Raw genomic sequence first — 16824 nt, 5'->3', positions numbered from 1 at the left:
TGCCCGTAGGCTCGACGCATGCGTCCAGTCACCGATCTCCAGCGCCGGGTGGCCCCCTTCAAGGTGGTCTCCGACTACTCGCCCTCCGGCGACCAGCCGGCCGCGATCGAGGACATCGTCGAGCGCATCCAGGGCGGCGAGCAGGACATCGTGCTGCTCGGCGCGACCGGCACCGGCAAGACCGCGACGGTTGCCTGGGTGGCCGAGCAGGTCCAGCGTCCGGTGCTGGTGCTCCAGCCCAACAAGACGCTCGCCGCGCAGTTCGCCAACGAGCTGCGCCAGCTGTTCCCGGACAACGCGATCGAGTACTTCGTCTCCTACTACGACTACTACCAGCCCGAGGCCTACGTCCCCCAGACCGACACCTACATCGAGAAGGACTCCTCGATCAACGAGGAGGTCGAGCGGCTGCGCCACAGCGCGACCAACAGCCTGCTCACCCGCCGCGACACGATCGTGGTCTCGACAGTGTCCTGCATCTACGGCCTCGGCACCCCGCAGGAGTACGTCGACCGGATGCTGCGGCTCAAGGTCGGCGAGGAGCACGACCGCGACTCGGTGCTCCGCCGGCTGGTTGAGATCCAGTACACCCGCAACGACATGTCGTTCACCCGCGGCACGTTCCGGGTGCGCGGCGACACCCTCGAGATCTTCCCGGTCTACGAGGAGCTCGCGGTGCGCGTGGAGTTCTTCGGCGACGAGATCGAGCGGCTGATGACGCTCCACCCGATCAGCGGCGAGGTGATCTCCGAGGACACCGAGCTCCACGTCTTCCCCGCCACCCACTACGTCGCCGGTCCCGAGCGCATGGAGAAGGCGATCACGGGCATCGAGCTCGAGCTCGCCGACCAGCTCGCGGTGTTCGAGAGGCAGGGCAAGCTGCTCGAGGCGCAGCGACTGCGGATGCGCACGACGTACGACGTCGAGATGATGCGGCAGGTCGGCTCGTGCTCGGGCATCGAGAACTACTCGATGCACATGGACGGCCGCAAGCCCGGCAGCGCGCCCAACACACTGCTCGACTACTTCCCCGAGGACTTCGTGCTCGTGGTCGACGAGTCCCACGTGGCCGTGCCGCAGATCGGCGGGATGTACGAGGGCGACATGTCGCGCAAGCGCAACCTGGTCGACCACGGCTTCCGGCTGCCGAGCGCGATGGACAACCGCCCGCTGCGGTGGGAGGAGTTCCTCGACCGCATCGGCCAGACGATCTACCTCTCCGCGACCCCGGGCAACTACGAGCTCGACAAGGTCGGCGGCATCGACGGCACCGTCCAGCAGATCATCCGCCCGACCGGCCTGATCGACCCCGAGGTCGTGGTGAAGCCCACCAAGGGCCAGATCGACGACCTCATCTACGAGATCCGCGAGCGCACCGACAAGAACGAGCGCGTCCTGGTCACGACGCTGACCAAGAAGATGTCCGAGGACCTCACCGACTACCTCCTCGACGCCGGCATCCGCACCCGCTACCTCCACTCCGAGGTCGACACGCTGCGGCGCATCGAGCTGCTGCGCGAGCTGCGGATGGGGGAGTACGACGTGCTCGTCGGCATCAACCTGCTCCGCGAGGGCCTCGACCTGCCCGAGGTGTCGCTGGTCGCGATCCTCGACGCCGACAAGGAGGGCTTCCTGCGCTCCGACAAGTCGCTCATCCAGACCATCGGCCGCGCAGCGCGCAACGTCTCCGGCCAGGTCCACATGTACGCCGACAAGATCACGCCGTCGATGGAGATGGCGATCGGCGAGACCAACCGTCGCCGGGCTATCCAGGTCGCCTACAACACCGAGCGCGGGCTCGACCCCCAGCCGCTGCGCAAGAAGATCGCCGACATCACCGAGATGCTCGCCCGCGAGGACGAGAACACCGAGGAGCTGTTGCGCACCTGGGCCGACGTCGGTCAGAAGGGTCGCGCGGGAGGCGTGAAGGCCGGCAAGTCGCCGACGCCCGCCCTGTCGAGGATCCACAAGGACATGCCCGACACCGCCGGCATCCCGAGCAGCGACCTGGCCGAGCTCATCCAGGCGCTGACCGACCAGATGAGGACCGCGGCTGCCGAGCTGCAGTTCGAGGTCGCCGCCCGCCTCCGCGACGAGATCAGCGATCTCAAGAAGGAACTGCGCCAGATGATGGAAGCGACGAAGTGAGGAGGGGGCGCTGAGCGAGGCCCAGCGACTACCGCTGCGCGGTGATGGTGGTGCGGGAAACGCGTCACAAGCACCGCACAAGCGCCGGCGACCTGAAGACCCGGCCTAGCGAGCAGCGGACTCCAGCTCGCGCCGGGTGAACTTGTCGTCGACCGTCGTGAAAGTCAGCTCGGGGTAGCGGTCGTTGTCGAGCGAGCCGAGCTGTACGCGGCCCGAGAACATGTCGCGGGTGTACTGCATGCCCTGCCACGCCGGGAACACCTCGCCATGCGCAGGGGCGACCGTCCTGATCGCTCCGATCAGGAGGCTGAGACTCGTGACGCTGCCCACCCGCAGGGGCCGGTAGCGATCGCCCGTCGTACGGGTCAGGGTGCCGGCGAGGTCTCGCACGCTCAGGGTGTCCCCGGAGATGCGGAGCGCGCGCGGGGTGGTGGGGTCCAGGGCGGCCGCAGCGGTGAAGGCCGCGACGTCGTCCTTGGTGGTGAAGTCGAGGAGCTGGTCCTTGTCCTCCCAGAAGAGCACCCGCTTGATCCGCGGCTGGATGATCGGCATCTCGGCACCCAGCATGTCCATGAAGGCGCCGTTGAGGATCGACGTCACCCGGATGGGCGCCCGGTCGGCACGGCCCATGAACTCCCGTCGCAGGTCCAGGTTGCGGTTGTCGCCGGGCGGCGTGGTGGTGAAGTCCGCGGAGTAGTCCGACGGGATGAATCGCGGTACTCCCGCCGCGACGGCGGCGTCGAGCAGCACGCTCTGCCGGTCGACGATCACGTCGCGCAGGCCGTTGAGCGCGGACACGACGCAGTCGGCACCGCGGCAGGCCTCCGCCATCGACGAGACGTCCGAGACATCGGCGACGGCCGGTTCGGCGCCCAGGTCGCGCACCTGCTGGAGCACCTCGGGTCCGGCGTCGTGGCGTACGAGCGCGCGTACGGACGCTCCGCGCGCCACCAGGGCGCGGGTGATCCTGGCGCCGAGATCCCCGGTCGCGCCTGCGATGGCGGTCGTGGGCTGGGGCATGGTGACGGCCTCGTTCTGCTGGGTGACGACGAGCAGGTGCTCGTCCGGCTCGACAGTACGAGCGGACCGAAAGCCGGCATGACCTGCCCCGCGTCAGGCCTCCAGCTCGCGGAGCATCCGCAGCCAGGCCAGCGCGGTGTCGTCGAAAGGCTCGGACCGCTGCTCGACGAGCGGGAGCAGTACACGCGCGGTCGTCTCAGCCGTCTCGATCTCGTGCTGGCTGAGCGTGCCCGACGCGGCGATCAGGTCGAACTCGTCCTGGTCCACGATTCCGGCACGGCCGTCGGCCGCCCGGAACAGGTCCAGCTCGAGGTCGGTGAATGACCAGGTCGACTCATCGAGCACGGGCGGTGTGCACACGTCGATGGTGAGGTCGGTCTCCGCGGTGAACCAGAAGGCGGTCAGCCACCATGCGCCCTCGACGACCAGCCAGACCGCGTCGTGCGGCTGCTGCTCGATGCGGCCGTCGCGTTGCCGCACCGGGTTGCCGCGTCGCGAGCCCAGCCACGTGCCGTGCCGATCGGCGCCCAGGGGAACGACCTGCCAGCTGAATGCCTCGTCGAAGGTCGACGTGGCCGGCGCCCACTTGCGCTTGGAGATCCGCACTCAGCCCAGCTCGTCGCGCCGCTTGAGCTCCTTGCGCTCCTTCTTCTCCAGGCGGCGCGTCTCCTCCTCGATGATCTCGTCGCGCTGCCACGCCACCCGGCCGGCGTTGAGCCCGGTGCCGAGCATCACGAAGAGCGGCCAGGGGAACTGGGCGTTGAAGCCGTCGCCGCCGAAGCTGGTCGCGACCCAGATCACCCAACAGATCAGCGAGGCCGACAGGAAGCCCCAGATCGCCGAGCGACGGGCCTGGACGTAGGCGCGCACCGCCTCCTCGGGGATGCTCGACTGCTGGGCGCGGCCGACCGGCAGGTCGTCGACGAGGGGCATCAGCTCGCCGAGGGTGCGACTGGCCATCGCGGCGTCGGTGCGCTCGTCGTACTCCGCTCGCGTGATGCGTCCCTCGGCGAAGGCGTCGGCCAGCACGGTCTCGATGACCGCGCGGTCGCGGTCCGACGCGCGCATCGTCGTGTTGGCGGCAATGCGCGGGTCGTGGTCGAACTGGCTCCACACCTCGATGCCTGGCACCGGACCATCGTAGGCACCCGCCCCACCCCTCGGGATGTGGGTGGCGTGCCGTCGTCGGAACGGCTCGCTAGGTTCGCGAGCATGAGCACTCCCATCGACCTCGGTCGCCCGGTCTCCGGCGACGTCATCGACCTGATCCTCGAGGACCACCGCCGCTTCGAGACCCTCCTGCGCGACCTGCGCGACAGCACCTCGGACCGCGACGGCGTACGCAAGGCGCTGGCCGCCCTCCACGTGGCGCACGCGGAGGCTGAGGAGAAGCACGTCTACCCGAAGCTCCAGCGCAAGGACGCGATCACCGAGCACGAGGCCGAGCACGGCGAGGAGGAGCACGCCGAGGGCCACGAGGCGATGCTCGCGGTGCTCGAGCTCAAGGGCACCGACACGCAGGCCTTCGACGACGCGGTGGAGGAGCTGGCCAAGGTGATCAACCACCACCTCACCGAGGAGGAGCTCACGATCCTCAACCCGGCTCGCGAGGACGTCGGCGAGCAGGTTCGTGCCGAGCTCGGCCTGGCCTTCGCCACCGAGCGCAACCAGCAGCTCGACGCCGACTGCGGCGCGATCGACAACGTCCGCCGGATCGTGAAGGCTGCCGAGCGGGAAGGCCTCCTCGACGACGAGGAGGACGAGGGCTCCGACGACTGAGCCGAGTGAGGGGCGACGGGTGGACGTGACGCAGGTGCAGGAGCTGTGTGCCGGCTTCCCCGGCGCCTGGCCCGACAATCCGTGGGACCACGAGCACCCGGTCTTCAAGGTCGGCGCGGGACAGCGCGGCAAGATCTTCGCGTTCCTCGGTGTCGACAAGGTCGGCGTCAAGGCCGCAGCGACCCGCGAGGTCGCCGACGAGTGGCTCGACCGCTATCCCCACGACGCGAGCGTGATGGCGTACATCGGCCGTTCGGGTTGGAACGACCTCGTGCTGGGCGGCGCCATCCCCGACGACGAGCTCGTCGAGGCGGTGCAGGAGTCCTACCGGCTCGTCGTGTCCCGGCTGCCGAAGCGGGACAGGCCCGACGGCTGGGACGCCTGAGCCGGCCCGCTCACTGCTCACGTGGCCATCCCCGCACACCCCGCGGGGGTGGGGTCCACCCTCAGCGGCGGCGCCGCATCATCGTCAGCCCGACCATGCGCGAGACGACCATGGCGATGTAGAAGACGCCCACCATCATCTCCACCATCAGCAGGGACCTGGCCTGCTCGCCGACAGCGACGATGTCCGACAGCCCGACGCTCGTCAGCGTGGAGAACGACAGGTAGAGCAGCTCGAACCACGACCGGTCGAAGCCGTCGGCGTTGATGTAGGAGTCGGGCCACACCACCTGCACCGCTGCGAAGAGGTAGGTGAAGCCCCACGCGACCACGGTGAAGGCGGCACCGGTCGCGTAGTACTCGTCGGTGGTGACGACGTCGTCGTGGAACAGGTACCGCAGCATCGCGTACGAGACGTAGAAGTAGAACGGCGCGTGCAGCAGGCCCGACACCAGGATGATCGTGCTGTTCTCGTAGAAGGTCGCCTCGAGCAGGGTGAAGACGATCGTCGGCGCGCCCAGGAAGAACACGACCCGGCTCACGTTCGGCGTACGTCGCACGGCGAGGACCGCGGACCCCACGGCGAGCATCCCGATGACCCCCAGGATCGCCCCGCCGACACGCGACTCGCCCAGGAAGGGGTACGCCAGCACCTGCAGCAGCTGCGCGCCGAGCAGCATCGCCGACGGGTGGGCGGTGAGGTGCCGGATCGGAGTGGTCACGACAACGCAGTCTAGGGAGCCGGATCAGCGGCGCTGCGTCGCTCCGCTCCGCTAGGTTCGCCGCGTGGAAGCGCGCGTCGGCAGGTGGGTGATCGGAGCGCTCGTGCTCGTGCTCGTCGGCCTGCTCGTCGGCATCGGGGTGCTGGTCGGCTCACGCGACACCGCCGACGCCGAGCTCACCCAGACCCAGCACGACATCGCTGCGGCTGCGCGCGCCGAGGCCCTGGCCTTCCTGACGGTCGACCACGAGAACATGGACCCGCTTGTCGACGCCGTCCTCTCCGGCGCCACGGGCCGCTTCAAGAAGCAGTACGAGTCGCAGCGCGAGATGCTCACGAGCGAGGCCATCCGGACCGAGGCCACCTCGACCGCCGAGGTCGTCGCGCTCGGCGTCGGCGGTTTCACCGACGACGCGGGCGACGTGCTCATCGCGGCCAACAGCACGGTCACCAACACCACGACGGGCAACGAGGGCCAGGTCCGCTACTACCGGCTGCGGCTCTCCCTGGTGCGCGAGGGCGACCGGTGGCTCACCAGCAACGTGGAGTTCGTCCGGTGACCGCGACGCAGCGGCTGACCGCGAGGGTCCTCGCCGTCCTCGTCCTCCTCGCCGCGGCGGTCCTCTTCTGGCTGGTGCGCGACCAGGGCGGGGCGGCCCCGACGGTGAGCACGGCCGAGTCGTCCGAGGCCTCGATCGCCTCGGCGGAGGTCAAGTCAGCTGCCCGCGACGCCGCCGCGAAGGCGGCGAAGGCCGCCTACAGCTACTCCTGGGACACGCTCGGAGACGACCGTACGAAGGCGCGGTCGCTGATGACGAGCGACATGCAGCGGCGCTACGACCGCACGATGGCCGGCGTCGGCACCAGCAGCCGCCGCGAGCACACGGTCGCCACGGCCGAGATCGTCGACACGGCGCTCGTGACGGCGTCGACGTCGTACGCCCGGGTGCTGGTGTTCGTGAACCAGAGCACGTCCGGCGACGACCTCGAGAAGCCCACCCTCGACCTCGACCGGGTCCTGGTGACGCTGCGGCACGTCGACGGCGACTGGCTGGTCGACGAGCTCGATGCGCTCTGAGCCGTGATCGATGACACGCCCCTTGTGGGCACACCGTCCGGACGGGAGGATCGCGGCGTGGACGACGTGACGACGGACCTGCTGATCATCGGAGCCGGCCCGACCGGTCTCTACTCCGCCTACTACGCCGGCTTCCGGGGGATGAGCGTCGCGGTCGTCGACTCGCTGCCGGAGCTGGGCGGCCAGATCACGGCGATGTACCCCGAGAAGGCGATCCTCGACGTCGCCGGCTTCCCGAGCGTCAAGGGGCGCGACCTCGTGGAGGGGCTCGTCGAGCAGGCGGCGACGGCCCACCCGACGTACCTCCTCGACCGCACCGCCACCATGCTCGAGCACGCGGACGACCACGTCGTGGTCACCCTCGACGAGGGCACGCGGGTCACCGCCGGCGCCGTGCTCATCACCTCGGGCATCGGGAAGTTCAGCCCGCGGCCGCTGCCCGCCGGCGAGGGCTGGGTGGGGCGCGGCATGGAGTTCTTCGTGCCGAGCTTCGCGCCGTACGCCGGCAAGGATGTCGTCATCGTCGGGGGAGGGGACAGCGCCTTCGACTGGGCGCAGCACCTCGAGCCCGTCGCCTCCTCCGTGACCCTGGTGCACCGTCGCGACGCGTTCCGTGCCCACGAGCGCACGGTCTCGGCGGTCAAGGAGTCGAGTGTCGAGATCGTCACCAACGCCCAGGTCACCGAGCTGCGCGGCGACGCGCACCTCGAGGAGGTGGAGATCAGTGTCGACGGCCAGGAGCCCCGCGTGGTCAAGGCGCAGGCGCTCGTCGCCGCGCTCGGCTTCATCGCCGACCTCGGTGCCATCCAGCAGTGGGGGCTGGTCACGTCCAAGCGGCACGTCGTCGTCGACTCCGCGATGAGGACCAACCTGCAGCGCGTCTTCGCGGCCGGTGACATCACCGACTACCCGGGCAAGGTCCGGCTGATCGCGGTCGGGTTCGGCGAGGCCGCGACGGCGGTCAACAACGCGGCCGTCACGATCGATCCGTCCGCACACGTGTTCCCCGGCCATTCGAGCGAGGGCTGAGCCCAGCGAGGGGTGAGCGCGCCGGGCCCTACCGGTCAGTAGGCATAATGACCCCGTGCGCATCGCCCTGCTGTCCTACCGGAGCAAGCCGCACTGCGGCGGCCAGGGCGTCTACGTCCGTCACCTCAGTCGCGAGCTGGTCCGCCTCGGGCACGACGTCGAGGTCTTCTCCGGCCAGCCCTATCCCGAGCTCGACGAGGGCGTCCGGCTGACCGAGGTGCCCAGCCTCGACCTCTACCGCGAGCCCGACCCGTTCCGGGTGCCGCACCTGCGGGAGTTCCGCGACCTCATCGACGTCGAGGAGTTCCTCACCATGTGTGCGGCCGGTTTCCCCGAGCCGAAGACCTTCAGCACGCGGATCGCGCGACTGATGAAGGAGCGCGCCGGCGACTTCGACATCGCCCACGACAACCAGGTGCTCGGCACCGGGATCCTGGAGCTGGAGGCCCTCGGCCTGCCGGTCATCGCCACGATCCACCACCCGATCACGATGGACCGGCAGATCGACCTGCAGACGGCGCCGAACTGGCGCAAGCGGCTGACGCTGCGCCGGTGGTACGGCTTCCTGAGGATGCAGACCAGGGTCGCCAAGCGGCTGCGCAAGGTCCTCACACCGTCCGACTCGTCGCGGCGCGACATCGCGCGCGACTTCGGCGTCGACCCGGCCCGGATGCAGACCATCCTGCTCGGGGTCGACGACGTCTTCGTGCCGCCGACCGCACCTCGTGTGCCCGGCCGGATCCTGGCGATGGCCAGCGCGGACGCGCCGATGAAGGGCATCGCGACCCTGCTCGAGGCCTTCGCCAAGCTGAGCGTCGAGCGCGATGTCTCGCTGGTGCTGGTCACCCGGCCCGAGCCCGGCGGCCGCACCGAGCGGCTGATCGACGACCTCGGCATCGTCGACAGGGTGAGCTTCGTGAGCGGGGTCAGCGACCAGGAGCTCGTCGAGGTGATGGGGTCCGCCGAGCTCGCCTGCGTGCCGTCGCTCTACGAGGGCTTCTCGCTGCCCACCGCCGAGCTGATGGCCTGCGCCACGCCGCTCGTGGTGTCGCGGGCGGGCGCCATCCCGGAGGTCGTGGGCGAGGACGGCGTCTGCGCCGACCTGGTGACTCCCGGTGACGTCGGCGAGCTGACGTCGGCGATCGCCGCGTTGCTCGACGACCCCGAGCGACGTACGAGCATGGGCACCGCGGGCCGGGCCCGCGTGCAGGAGCTGTTCAGCTGGCGCGCCGTGGCCGAGGCCACCGCCGCCGCCTACGAGGAGACCATCGCCGCCTTCAAGATCGAGCAGCGCACCAGCGAGGAGCAGCGCCGTGCTGACCGTTGACTTCGACCGGCTCGGGCTGCGCCCGGGCGACCGCGTGCTCGACATGGGCTGCGGAGCCGGCCGGCACGCGTTCGAGATGTACAAGCGGGGCGCCGACGTCATCGCGTTCGACCAGGACGCCGACGAGCTCGCGACCGTACGGGAGTGGTTCGCCGCCATGCGTGACGCCGGGGAGGTGCCCGCGGGCGCCGAGGCCGACGTCAAGGAGGGTGACGCGCTCGCGCTGCCCTTCGCCGACGGCGAGTTCGACCGCATCGTCGCGGCCGAGGTGCTCGAGCACATCCACGCCGACGTCGCGGCGATCAAGGAGCTGGTGCGGGTGCTGCGCCCCGGCGGCACGCTGGCGGTCTCGGTGCCGCGGTGGCTGCCCGAGGTGATCAACTGGAAGCTCTCCGACGACTACCACAACGCGGAGGGTGGCCACGTCCGGATCTACACGGCCGAGGAGCTCGTCGACAAGGTGACCAAGGCCGGTCGCGCCAACGACGGCACCCCCGGCGACGCGATGGTCTTCACCGGCAAGGGCTACGCCCACGGCCTCCACGCGCCCTACTGGTGGATCAAGTGCGCGGTCGGTGTCACCAACGACGACCATCCGCTCGCCAAGGGGTACCACAAGCTCCTGGTCCGGGAGATCATGGAGAACCCGCGCTCTCTGCAGCTGGTCGGCAAGGTCCTCGACCCACTCATCGGCAAGAGCCTGGTGCTCTACTTCCAGAAGCCGGTCGCGTGACGGTCCCGTCGCTCGACGGGATCCTCACCCGGGCGCAGGTCGAGCAGACCGCCGCGTCCATCGAGGCCGTCCAGGAGCCGTCCGGGGCGATCCCGTGGTCGCGCGGTGAGCACACCGACGTCTGGAACCACCTCGAGTCCGCGATGGGGCTGCTCGTCGGCGGCCGCCGCAAGGCCGCGGAGCGCGCGTTCGCGTGGGTGCGCGACACCCAGCGGGCCGACGGCTCGTGGCCGATGAAGATCGTCGCCGGCGAGGTCGAGGACCACTCCGGCGAGTCCAACATGACGGCGTACGTCGCGGTCGCCACGTGGCACCACTGGCTGGTCACCCGCGACGCGGCGTTCGTACGCCTCATGTGGCCGACGGTGCGGCGCGCGCTCGACCACGTCGTGTCCCTGCAGCTGCCGTTCGGCGGCATCGCGTGGTCGCAGGAGTGGCGCGACGGCGCCCCTGCGTCGGTCAACGAGGAGGCGCTGCTCGCCGGGTCGTCGAGCATCCACCACTCGCTCCGTGCCGGCGTCGCGATGGCCGAGCTGGTGGGGGAGCCGCAGGTCGAGTGGGAGCTGGCCGGCGGGCGGCTGGGCCACGCGCTGCGCGAGCACCGCGACCTCTTCCTGGACAAGTCGACCTTCTCGATGGACTGGTACTACCCCGTCCTCGGTGGCGCGGTCCGCGGCGACGCGGCGTACGCACTGCTCGCCGAGCGGTGGGGCACCTTCGTCGAGCCCGGCCTGGGCATCCGCTGCGTCTCCGCCAACCCGTGGGTCACCGGCGCGGAGACGTGCGAGCTGGTGCTGGCGCTCGAGGCGATCGGCGACCGCGACCGGGCGCTGCGGCTGCTCGCCGACATGCAGCACCTGCGCACCGACGAGGGGTCCTACTGGACCGGCTACGTCTTCCCCACAGATGTCGACGAGGTGGGCGTGAACTGGCCGGGGGAGCAGACGACGTACACCGCCGCGGCGGTGATCCTGGCCGTGGACGCCCTGTCCGACACGACGCCCGGCGCCGACATCATGCGCGGCACGACCCTTGCTCCTGACTTCGCCGAGATCGGCCTGGAGTGCGGCTGCGCGTCAGGTGAGCGGGTCGCCGGCCTCGCCCGACGTACGGCGTAGCACCCGCATCGAGCCGACGACGTCCACCTCGGTGAACGCGCCGCTCGCCAGCGCCGGGAGGTAGATGTCCTCGTACGGCGGGCGGCCGCCGTCGGCCGGGTAGGGAAAGACGTCGTGGATGACCAGCACGCCGTCCGCCATCACGTGGTGCGCCCAGCCGCGGAAGTCGGAGCGGGCCGGCTCGACGCCGTGCCCGCCGTCGATGAAGAGCAACGACAGGGGCGTACGCCACCAGCGGCTCACGACCTCCGAGCGCCCGACGACCGCGACGACCTGCTCCTCCAACCCGGCGTTGCGGATCGCGCGCCGGAAGGTCGGCAGGGTGTCCATCACGCCGAGGTCGGCGTCGACGAGGCTGTCGTCGTGGTGCTCCCAGCCGGCCTGGTTCTCCTCCGAGCCGCGGTGGTGGTCGACGGTGAAGACCGTCCCGCCGACCTCGCGGGCGGCGGCCCCGAGCCAGATCGCCGACTTGCCGCAGTAGGTGCCGACCTCGAGTGCTGGGCCGTGCGGCAGCCGGTCGCGCGCCCACCGGTGCAGCAGCGCGCCCTCGTCCTCGGGCATGAAGCCCTTGGCCGCGCGCGCGTGCTCGAGCAGGTCTGCGGGCATCACGGCGCGAGCCTAGTTGCGGCGGGTACGGGCGGGAGTCAGTGCGGTGCCCGTGATCCACCAGGCGGATCACGAGGGCCGCTCTGTGCTCGCGTGACGACGGCCACCTAGCCTCGGTCGGGTGAGCACACCTGACACCGCCGACGAGCTGACCAGGACTCCGCCGACGTTGGATGACTACCTTCACCTGCGCACGACGTCCGGCCTGTCGCCGAAGTCGCCCGCGCAGGGCGCCGGCGCGCTGACGGGCAGCTGGTGCTGGAGCGTCGTACGTCGTGATGGACGGGCTGTCGCGATGGGCCGCGTGATCGGCGACGGCGGGTGGTACTTCCACGTCGCCGACATGGCGACACTTCCCGAGGACCAGGGGCGAGGGCTGGGCAGGCGCGTGCTCGCCGACCTGATCGCGCAGATCGAAGCTGCTGCGCCTGAGGGCGCGTACGTCACGCTCCTGGCCGATGAGCCCGGACGCCGGCTGTACGAGTCCGCGGGCTTCGTGGAGACCGCGCCCGAGTCGTTGGGCATGCGGCTCGCCCCTAGCGCGCGTGGTCACACTCGCCCGCCGCCGCTCGTCGTAGGGGAGAAGCACGCCACTACCCCAGGAGCAGCCATGAGCAACCACACGATCGTCATCCCCACCCCCGACCTCGCCGCCGCGACGGCGTTCTCCCGGGTCGCGTGGGGCGCCGAGCCGCACACACCGAGACGCCCTACTACGTCGGCTTCAACCTCGACGGCCAGGAGATCGGCCTCAACCCGAACGGCGAGCGGGACCAGATGACCGGGCCTGTCGTCTACTGGATGACCGACGACCTCGACGCGAAGGTCGCCGAGGTCGAGGCGGCCGGCGGGACCGTCGTACGCCCGGTCACGGCGGTCGGCGGAGGCACGTCGCTGGCGCTGCTGTCCGACCCGGCCGGCAACCAGGTCGGATTCATCACCCAGGCGTGAGCGGTCAGGCGGGGCGGTCTCCCGAGAGCTCCTCCGGATCGACACCGCTATCGGCCTCGAGGCCGTGGCGCCAGGTGTTCCAGTGCCAGGTCAGGTAGCGGTCGACCGCGTGGACGGCGTACGCGCTGCGGATCGAGTGGAAGACGTCGAAGGCGTGCTGGGTGCCGGGGAGCTCGGCGTAGACGACCGACTTCGTCGACGTCCGCCTCAGCTCGGCGACGAAGAGACGGGCCTGGTCGACCGCGACGAGCGTGTCGAGCTCGCCGTGGATGACGAAGAAGTCCGGCGCGTCCGGGGTGATGCGGAGGATCGGGGACGCCGCCTCGTAGACGTCGGGTGCGTCCTGCCAGGTCGTCTGCATGACGCGCGGGCCGAGGAACGTGTCGCGCATCCCGATCGCGTTCGAGAGTCCGGTCGAGCCGGCGAAGTCGTAGATGCCGTAGAACGGCACGGCCGCCTGGACGCTGGTGTCCGCGTCCTCGAACCCGGGTTGGAACTCCGGATCGCCAGCGGTCAGTGCGGCCAGGGCGGTGAGGTGCCCGCCGGCCGAGCCGCCCGTGACGGCGAGGTAGTCGGGGTCGCCGCCATACTCGGCGATGTTGTCCTTGATCCAGGCGATGGCGCGCTTGACGTCGACGATGTGCGCCGGCCAGGCGTCGCGGGGCGAGAGGCGGTAGTTGATCGCCACGCAGATCCAGCCCTTGGCGGCCATCTGGTTCATCAGCGGTCGGCCCTGGTGCTCCTTCTCACCGATCGACCAGGCACCGCCGTGGATCTGCAGGAGGACCGGCGCGTCCGTGATCGCGTCCTCGCCGGCAGGAAGGTAGAGGTCGAGGTGGCCGCGCTTGCCCGCCTCGGAGTAGGGCAGGTCGCTGATCACCCGGACACCCTCGTCGGCGAAGTTTAAGGGCCGAGCCATCTTGCGCCACGGCGTCGCGAGGTCGGCCGGCGTCGGAACCTGGTCGAGCTGCTCGACGTAGTCCACGCCGAGTCCCTCGACCAGCGCGTCCTCGAAGCCGTCCTTGGCCCGGCGGCTCTGGCGCACGATGTGGGCCAGACCGAGCGCGCTCGCGCCGGCCAGCGCCAGGCCGGCCTTGGCGCGTACGCCCTTGCGGCGGCCGCGCGTCAGGTGCGTGGCGACGTCGAGGGCAGTGAGCGCGAGCATCTGCGGCGCGGTCTCGCTGACGAGCCAGCCGGCGACGAAGGCCGGGAGCTCCGCACGATGGTGGCGCGGCGGCCGGACGGCATTGGCGGTCAGGGCGGCGACGATGCTCTGGCGGCTCAGAAAACTCACCCGACCCAATCTACTGGCCAGTACTAGTGTCCTGTCCGATGGCTGGGATGCATGCCGATGAGGCGGGGTACCGGCGGCTGAGTGCGTCGCGCGATAGCTGATGGACGAGCCCGCCAGGTACCCGGTCGACGGACTCGTCGCGTACGACGACACGTGGCCTTCTCAGTTCGAGGCGGCCCGCGGCGGCCTGGTCGCTGTCCTCGGACCGGCCTGGACGGTGGAGCACATCGGGTCCACCGCTGTGCCGGGCCTCCTCGCCAAGCCGGTGATCGACCTCGCCGTGCGGATCGCGCCGGATGCCGCCCTCGCGGCGTACGACGACGCACTCGCGTCGGCGGGCTGGCTGCAGGTCGGCTCCAGCGTCAGCAGCCACGGCGTCCGGATGCGCCTCGAGGGGGCAGTACGCACCCACATCGCCCACTTCTTCCCGGCGGAGGCGTGGGACACCGCCCACCAGCATCTCTTCGTCGCCTGGCTACGCGCCCACGACGAGGATCGACGGCGCTATGCCGAGCTCAAGCAGACCCTGTGGGCGGACGGCACGTGGGGTCGGACGTACACCGCGGCCAAGGGCGCGTTCGTGCAGGAGGTCGTCGACCGTGCCCGCGCCGACCTCGGCCTCCCGCCGGTGAGCGTGGCGGACAAGCCCTGACCCCGGGGTACGGGATCAAGGCCGCCCTAGGTAGTCCAGTGACGGATGGTCGTCCTACGTGCCACGGACAGCCATCGCTCACTGGAGTACGTCGGCTCCGCAGCCAACCCTCACTGGACTACCCCGACGGAAGGGCGGAGAGAGCTAGGAGGTCAGCCGCTCGCCGAAGAACTCGAGCACCGCGTCGACGGCACGCTGGGAACGGTGCTCGGTGACTGTCGAGTGGCCCTTGCCCTCGAGGTCGACCCGGATGAAGGCGTCGCCGATGAGGGTGGTGAGGGTGTCGAAGCGGGTCCCGGGGAGCGGGTCGGAGGCGTAGCGGATGCCGAGGACGGGGCAGCCCTCGCCCGCCCGACGGCGCACGACCTCCGCGTCGGCGGGGGAGAGGTTGAGGTCGGCGCCGCGGCCGGGGAAGGGCACGAAGGGCGCGCTGGGCTGGCAGACGACCGGCGCGACCGTGGATTCGTCGACCATCATCGCGAGCGCGAAGCCACCGGTGAAGCACATCCCCAGCGCGCCGACGCCGGGTCCGCCGAGCTCGGCGTGGAGGTCGCGGGCCAGGGAGCGGAGCCACCCGGCGACGGGGGTCGTGACGCCCGTCGCGAGCTTGGTGAACTCCCGGCTGACGCAGACCTTCGGCATCGTACGCATGACGTCGAGGTTGTTGAACGGGCGCCCGGCAGGGCCGAAGAGGTGGGGCAGCAGCACCGTGTAGCCCGCGTCGACCAGCTCCTGGCCGAACCCGATCACGCCGGTCGTGAGCCCCGGGATCTCATGGATCACGATGACACCGGGGCCGGTGCCCTTGCGCCAGACCGGGTGCGTCGTCGGCTCCCCGTTGACGTCGGCGGTGTGCTCGGAGCGGGTCCAGGTGTCGAGTGCGTCCACGACCGGAAACCTTGCAGCCTGCGACGCCCGTGGGAAGAGCCTGTCCAGCGTCCACACCTGAGGGTCTATCCGTTTTACCGACCGAGCGGTTAGGTTGCTGCGGTTCCCAGATCCCCACAGACAGGTGTTCAACGGATGCGACACTCCCGTCCCCTTCGTGGCCTCGTGGTCGCCGGCTCGATGGCGCTCGCCGCCACGACGCTCTCCGCGACCGCCGCGATCCCGGCCACCGCGCTGTCGCTGTCCCCCGGGGCAGCCGCGTGCGCCGACAGCCACTCCGACGCCGCCAACGCCCGCGTGCGCCAGGGCTCCAAGAAGCTCGAGCCCCAGGGCTTCACCGGCACCGGCGAGGAGTACGTCAACCTCGCCGACTCCGCGACGCTCGCTGCCGGTTCGATCACGATCCCGACCTACTTCCACGTAGTGCTGCCCGCCGCAGAGGCGGGCAACAGCACGAGGGCCGAGGACCGACTCACCCGCCTGGTGACCAACCAGGTCGCCGTGCTCAACGAGGCCTACGCGGGTCGCACCGGCAAGAAGTCGTCCGCCGTGACGCCGTTCTCGTTCGACCTCGTCGAGATCGACTTCGCCTTCAACGACGCGTGGTACGGCGTGGTGCCCGGCAAGGTCGAGACGGAGATGAAGGCCGCGACCCGGGTGGGCGGCAACGAGACCCTCAACGTGTGGACGGCCAACATCGGCCAGGACCTCCTGGGCTGGGCGACGTTCCCGAAGAACACCGACAGCACCGACGACGGCGTCGTGATCCTCGACGAGTCGATGCCGGGTGGCAAGGCCGGCATCTACGCCGAGGGCGACACGCTGCCGCACGAGGTCGGCCACTGGCTGGCGCTGTTCCACACGTTCCAGGGCGGCTGCAACGGCCCCGGCGACCAGGTCGCCGACACCCCGGCCGAGGCCGGGCCGCAGTTCAACTGCCCGGTCGGCGCCGACACCTGCGCCTCGCCCGGTGTCGACCCGATCCACAACTACATGGACTACACGCAGGACTCCTGCATGTACCAGTTCACGGGTGGTCAGGTCGCTCGCATGAGCGACGCCTGGACGCAGTACCGGGCGAGCTGAACCCAGCGCG

20 protein-coding genes are annotated in these 16824 nt (G+C 70.3%); 13 read left to right on the top strand and 7 right to left on the bottom strand.

Annotated elements, in window-relative coordinates; translation table 11 throughout:
- Window positions 1-18 precede the first annotated feature (18 nt).
- On the top strand, window positions 19-2148 hold the full coding sequence (gene uvrB, locus EUA94_RS04075; protein WP_129424952.1) for an excinuclease ABC subunit UvrB: 2130 nt from the start codon (window positions 19-21) through the stop codon (window positions 2146-2148).
- Between the two features lie 105 nt (window positions 2149-2253).
- Here uvrB and EUA94_RS04070 read toward each other — a convergent pair whose 3' ends face one another.
- From EUA94_RS04070 to EUA94_RS04060, 3 genes are all read right to left on the bottom strand, one after another.
- Complete coding sequence (locus tag EUA94_RS04070) at window positions 2254-3168, bottom strand: NmrA family NAD(P)-binding protein (protein WP_129424950.1); 915 nt, start codon at window positions 3166-3168, stop codon at window positions 2254-2256.
- Between the two features lie 93 nt (window positions 3169-3261).
- Entirely contained in the window at window positions 3262-3774 is a 513-nt protein-coding gene (locus tag EUA94_RS04065) for a ribonuclease FAU-1 family protein (protein WP_129424948.1), read from the bottom strand.
- The gene (locus EUA94_RS04060; RefSeq protein WP_207210386.1) at window positions 3775-4299 is read right to left on the bottom strand and encodes a DUF1707 SHOCT-like domain-containing protein; all 525 of its coding nucleotides are present in this window, start codon (window positions 4297-4299) and stop codon (window positions 3775-3777) included.
- Window positions 4300-4380: 81 nt separating this feature from the next.
- Here EUA94_RS04060 and EUA94_RS04055 point away from each other — a divergent pair, with 81 nt between their 5' ends.
- Together EUA94_RS04055 and EUA94_RS04050 are read left to right on the top strand one after the other, a co-directional pair.
- On the top strand, window positions 4381-4947 hold the full coding sequence (locus EUA94_RS04055) for a hemerythrin domain-containing protein (RefSeq protein ID WP_129424946.1): 567 nt from the start codon (window positions 4381-4383) through the stop codon (window positions 4945-4947).
- 19 nt (window positions 4948-4966) lie between these two features.
- Window positions 4967-5332, top strand: a complete 366-nt coding sequence (locus EUA94_RS04050; protein ID WP_129424944.1) for an MmcQ/YjbR family DNA-binding protein — start codon at window positions 4967-4969, stop codon at window positions 5330-5332.
- Between the two features lie 61 nt (window positions 5333-5393).
- Here the strand turns inward: EUA94_RS04050 and EUA94_RS04045 are convergent, their stop codons facing one another.
- Window positions 5394-6053 (bottom strand): potassium channel family protein, encoded by a 660-nt coding sequence (locus tag EUA94_RS04045; RefSeq protein WP_242494663.1) that lies wholly within the window; start codon window positions 6051-6053, stop codon window positions 5394-5396.
- Window positions 6054-6117: 64 nt separating this feature from the next.
- On the opposite strand from EUA94_RS04045, the gene EUA94_RS04040 reads away from it, so the two are divergent.
- Genes EUA94_RS04040 through EUA94_RS04015 form a run of 6 tightly spaced genes read left to right on the top strand, consistent with a single transcriptional unit; the run spans window position 6118 to window position 11337 of the window.
- Entirely contained in the window at window positions 6118-6612 is a 495-nt protein-coding gene (locus tag EUA94_RS04040; RefSeq protein WP_129424942.1) for a hypothetical protein, read from the top strand.
- Window positions 6609-7130, top strand: coding sequence for a hypothetical protein (locus EUA94_RS04035; RefSeq protein ID WP_129424940.1), 522 nt, complete (start codon window positions 6609-6611; stop codon window positions 7128-7130). Before EUA94_RS04040 ends, EUA94_RS04035 begins: the two co-directional genes overlap by 4 nt.
- A 57-nt stretch (window positions 7131-7187) precedes the next feature.
- Window positions 7188-8159, top strand: a complete 972-nt coding sequence (locus EUA94_RS04030) for an NAD(P)/FAD-dependent oxidoreductase (protein WP_207210385.1) — start codon at window positions 7188-7190, stop codon at window positions 8157-8159.
- Between the two features lie 55 nt (window positions 8160-8214).
- Window positions 8215-9486, top strand: a complete 1272-nt coding sequence (locus EUA94_RS04025) for a glycosyltransferase family 4 protein (protein ID WP_129424939.1) — start codon at window positions 8215-8217, stop codon at window positions 9484-9486.
- Window positions 9473-10219 (top strand): class I SAM-dependent methyltransferase, encoded by a 747-nt coding sequence (locus EUA94_RS04020; RefSeq protein ID WP_129424937.1) that lies wholly within the window; start codon window positions 9473-9475, stop codon window positions 10217-10219. The genes EUA94_RS04025 and EUA94_RS04020 overlap by 14 nt, the downstream gene beginning before the upstream one ends.
- Window positions 10216-11337 (top strand): glucosidase family protein, encoded by a 1122-nt coding sequence (locus EUA94_RS04015; protein ID WP_129424935.1) that lies wholly within the window; start codon window positions 10216-10218, stop codon window positions 11335-11337. Before EUA94_RS04020 ends, EUA94_RS04015 begins: the two co-directional genes overlap by 4 nt.
- Here EUA94_RS04015 and EUA94_RS04010 read toward each other — a convergent pair.
- Window positions 11296-11943 carry a class I SAM-dependent methyltransferase gene (locus EUA94_RS04010; RefSeq protein ID WP_129425171.1) on the bottom strand — a complete coding sequence of 216 codons (648 nt, stop codon included), beginning with the start codon at window positions 11941-11943 and terminating at the stop codon, window positions 11296-11298. The genes EUA94_RS04015 and EUA94_RS04010 overlap by 42 nt on opposite strands.
- 121 nt (window positions 11944-12064) lie before the next feature.
- On the opposite strand from EUA94_RS04010, the gene EUA94_RS22365 reads away from it, so the two are divergent.
- Window positions 12065-12724, top strand: coding sequence for a GNAT family N-acetyltransferase (locus EUA94_RS22365; protein ID WP_207210384.1), 660 nt, complete (start codon window positions 12065-12067; stop codon window positions 12722-12724).
- On the top strand, window positions 12622-12894 hold the full coding sequence (locus EUA94_RS23035; RefSeq protein WP_340640852.1) for a VOC family protein: 273 nt from the start codon (window positions 12622-12624) through the stop codon (window positions 12892-12894). Before EUA94_RS22365 ends, EUA94_RS23035 begins: the two co-directional genes overlap by 103 nt.
- Before the next feature lie 4 nt (window positions 12895-12898).
- Here EUA94_RS23035 and EUA94_RS04000 read toward each other — a convergent pair whose 3' ends face one another.
- Window positions 12899-14188 carry an alpha/beta hydrolase gene (locus EUA94_RS04000; protein ID WP_129424934.1) on the bottom strand — a complete coding sequence of 430 codons (1290 nt, stop codon included), beginning with the start codon at window positions 14186-14188 and terminating at the stop codon, window positions 12899-12901.
- Window positions 14189-14288: 100 nt separating this feature from the next.
- On the opposite strand from EUA94_RS04000, the gene EUA94_RS03995 reads away from it, so the two are divergent.
- Entirely contained in the window at window positions 14289-14840 is a 552-nt protein-coding gene (locus EUA94_RS03995; protein ID WP_129424932.1) for a GrpB family protein, read from the top strand.
- 144 nt (window positions 14841-14984) lie between these two features.
- On the opposite strand, the gene EUA94_RS03990 is transcribed toward EUA94_RS03995, so the two are convergent.
- Window positions 14985-15728, bottom strand: a complete 744-nt coding sequence (locus EUA94_RS03990; protein ID WP_165356791.1) for a dienelactone hydrolase family protein — start codon at window positions 15726-15728, stop codon at window positions 14985-14987.
- A gap of 135 nt (window positions 15729-15863) precedes the next feature.
- Here EUA94_RS03990 and EUA94_RS03985 point away from each other — a divergent pair, with 135 nt between their 5' ends.
- Entirely contained in the window at window positions 15864-16814 is a 951-nt protein-coding gene (locus tag EUA94_RS03985; protein ID WP_207210383.1) for a zinc metalloprotease, read from the top strand.
- Window positions 16815-16824: the final 10 nt, after the last annotated feature.

The organism is Nocardioides zhouii, assembly GCF_004137345.1.
Classification (GTDB): domain Bacteria; phylum Actinomycetota; class Actinomycetes; order Propionibacteriales; family Nocardioidaceae; genus Nocardioides; species Nocardioides zhouii.
Note: the sequence above shows the minus strand (reverse complement) of the source record. Positions and strands in the feature narration are given on the sequence as shown.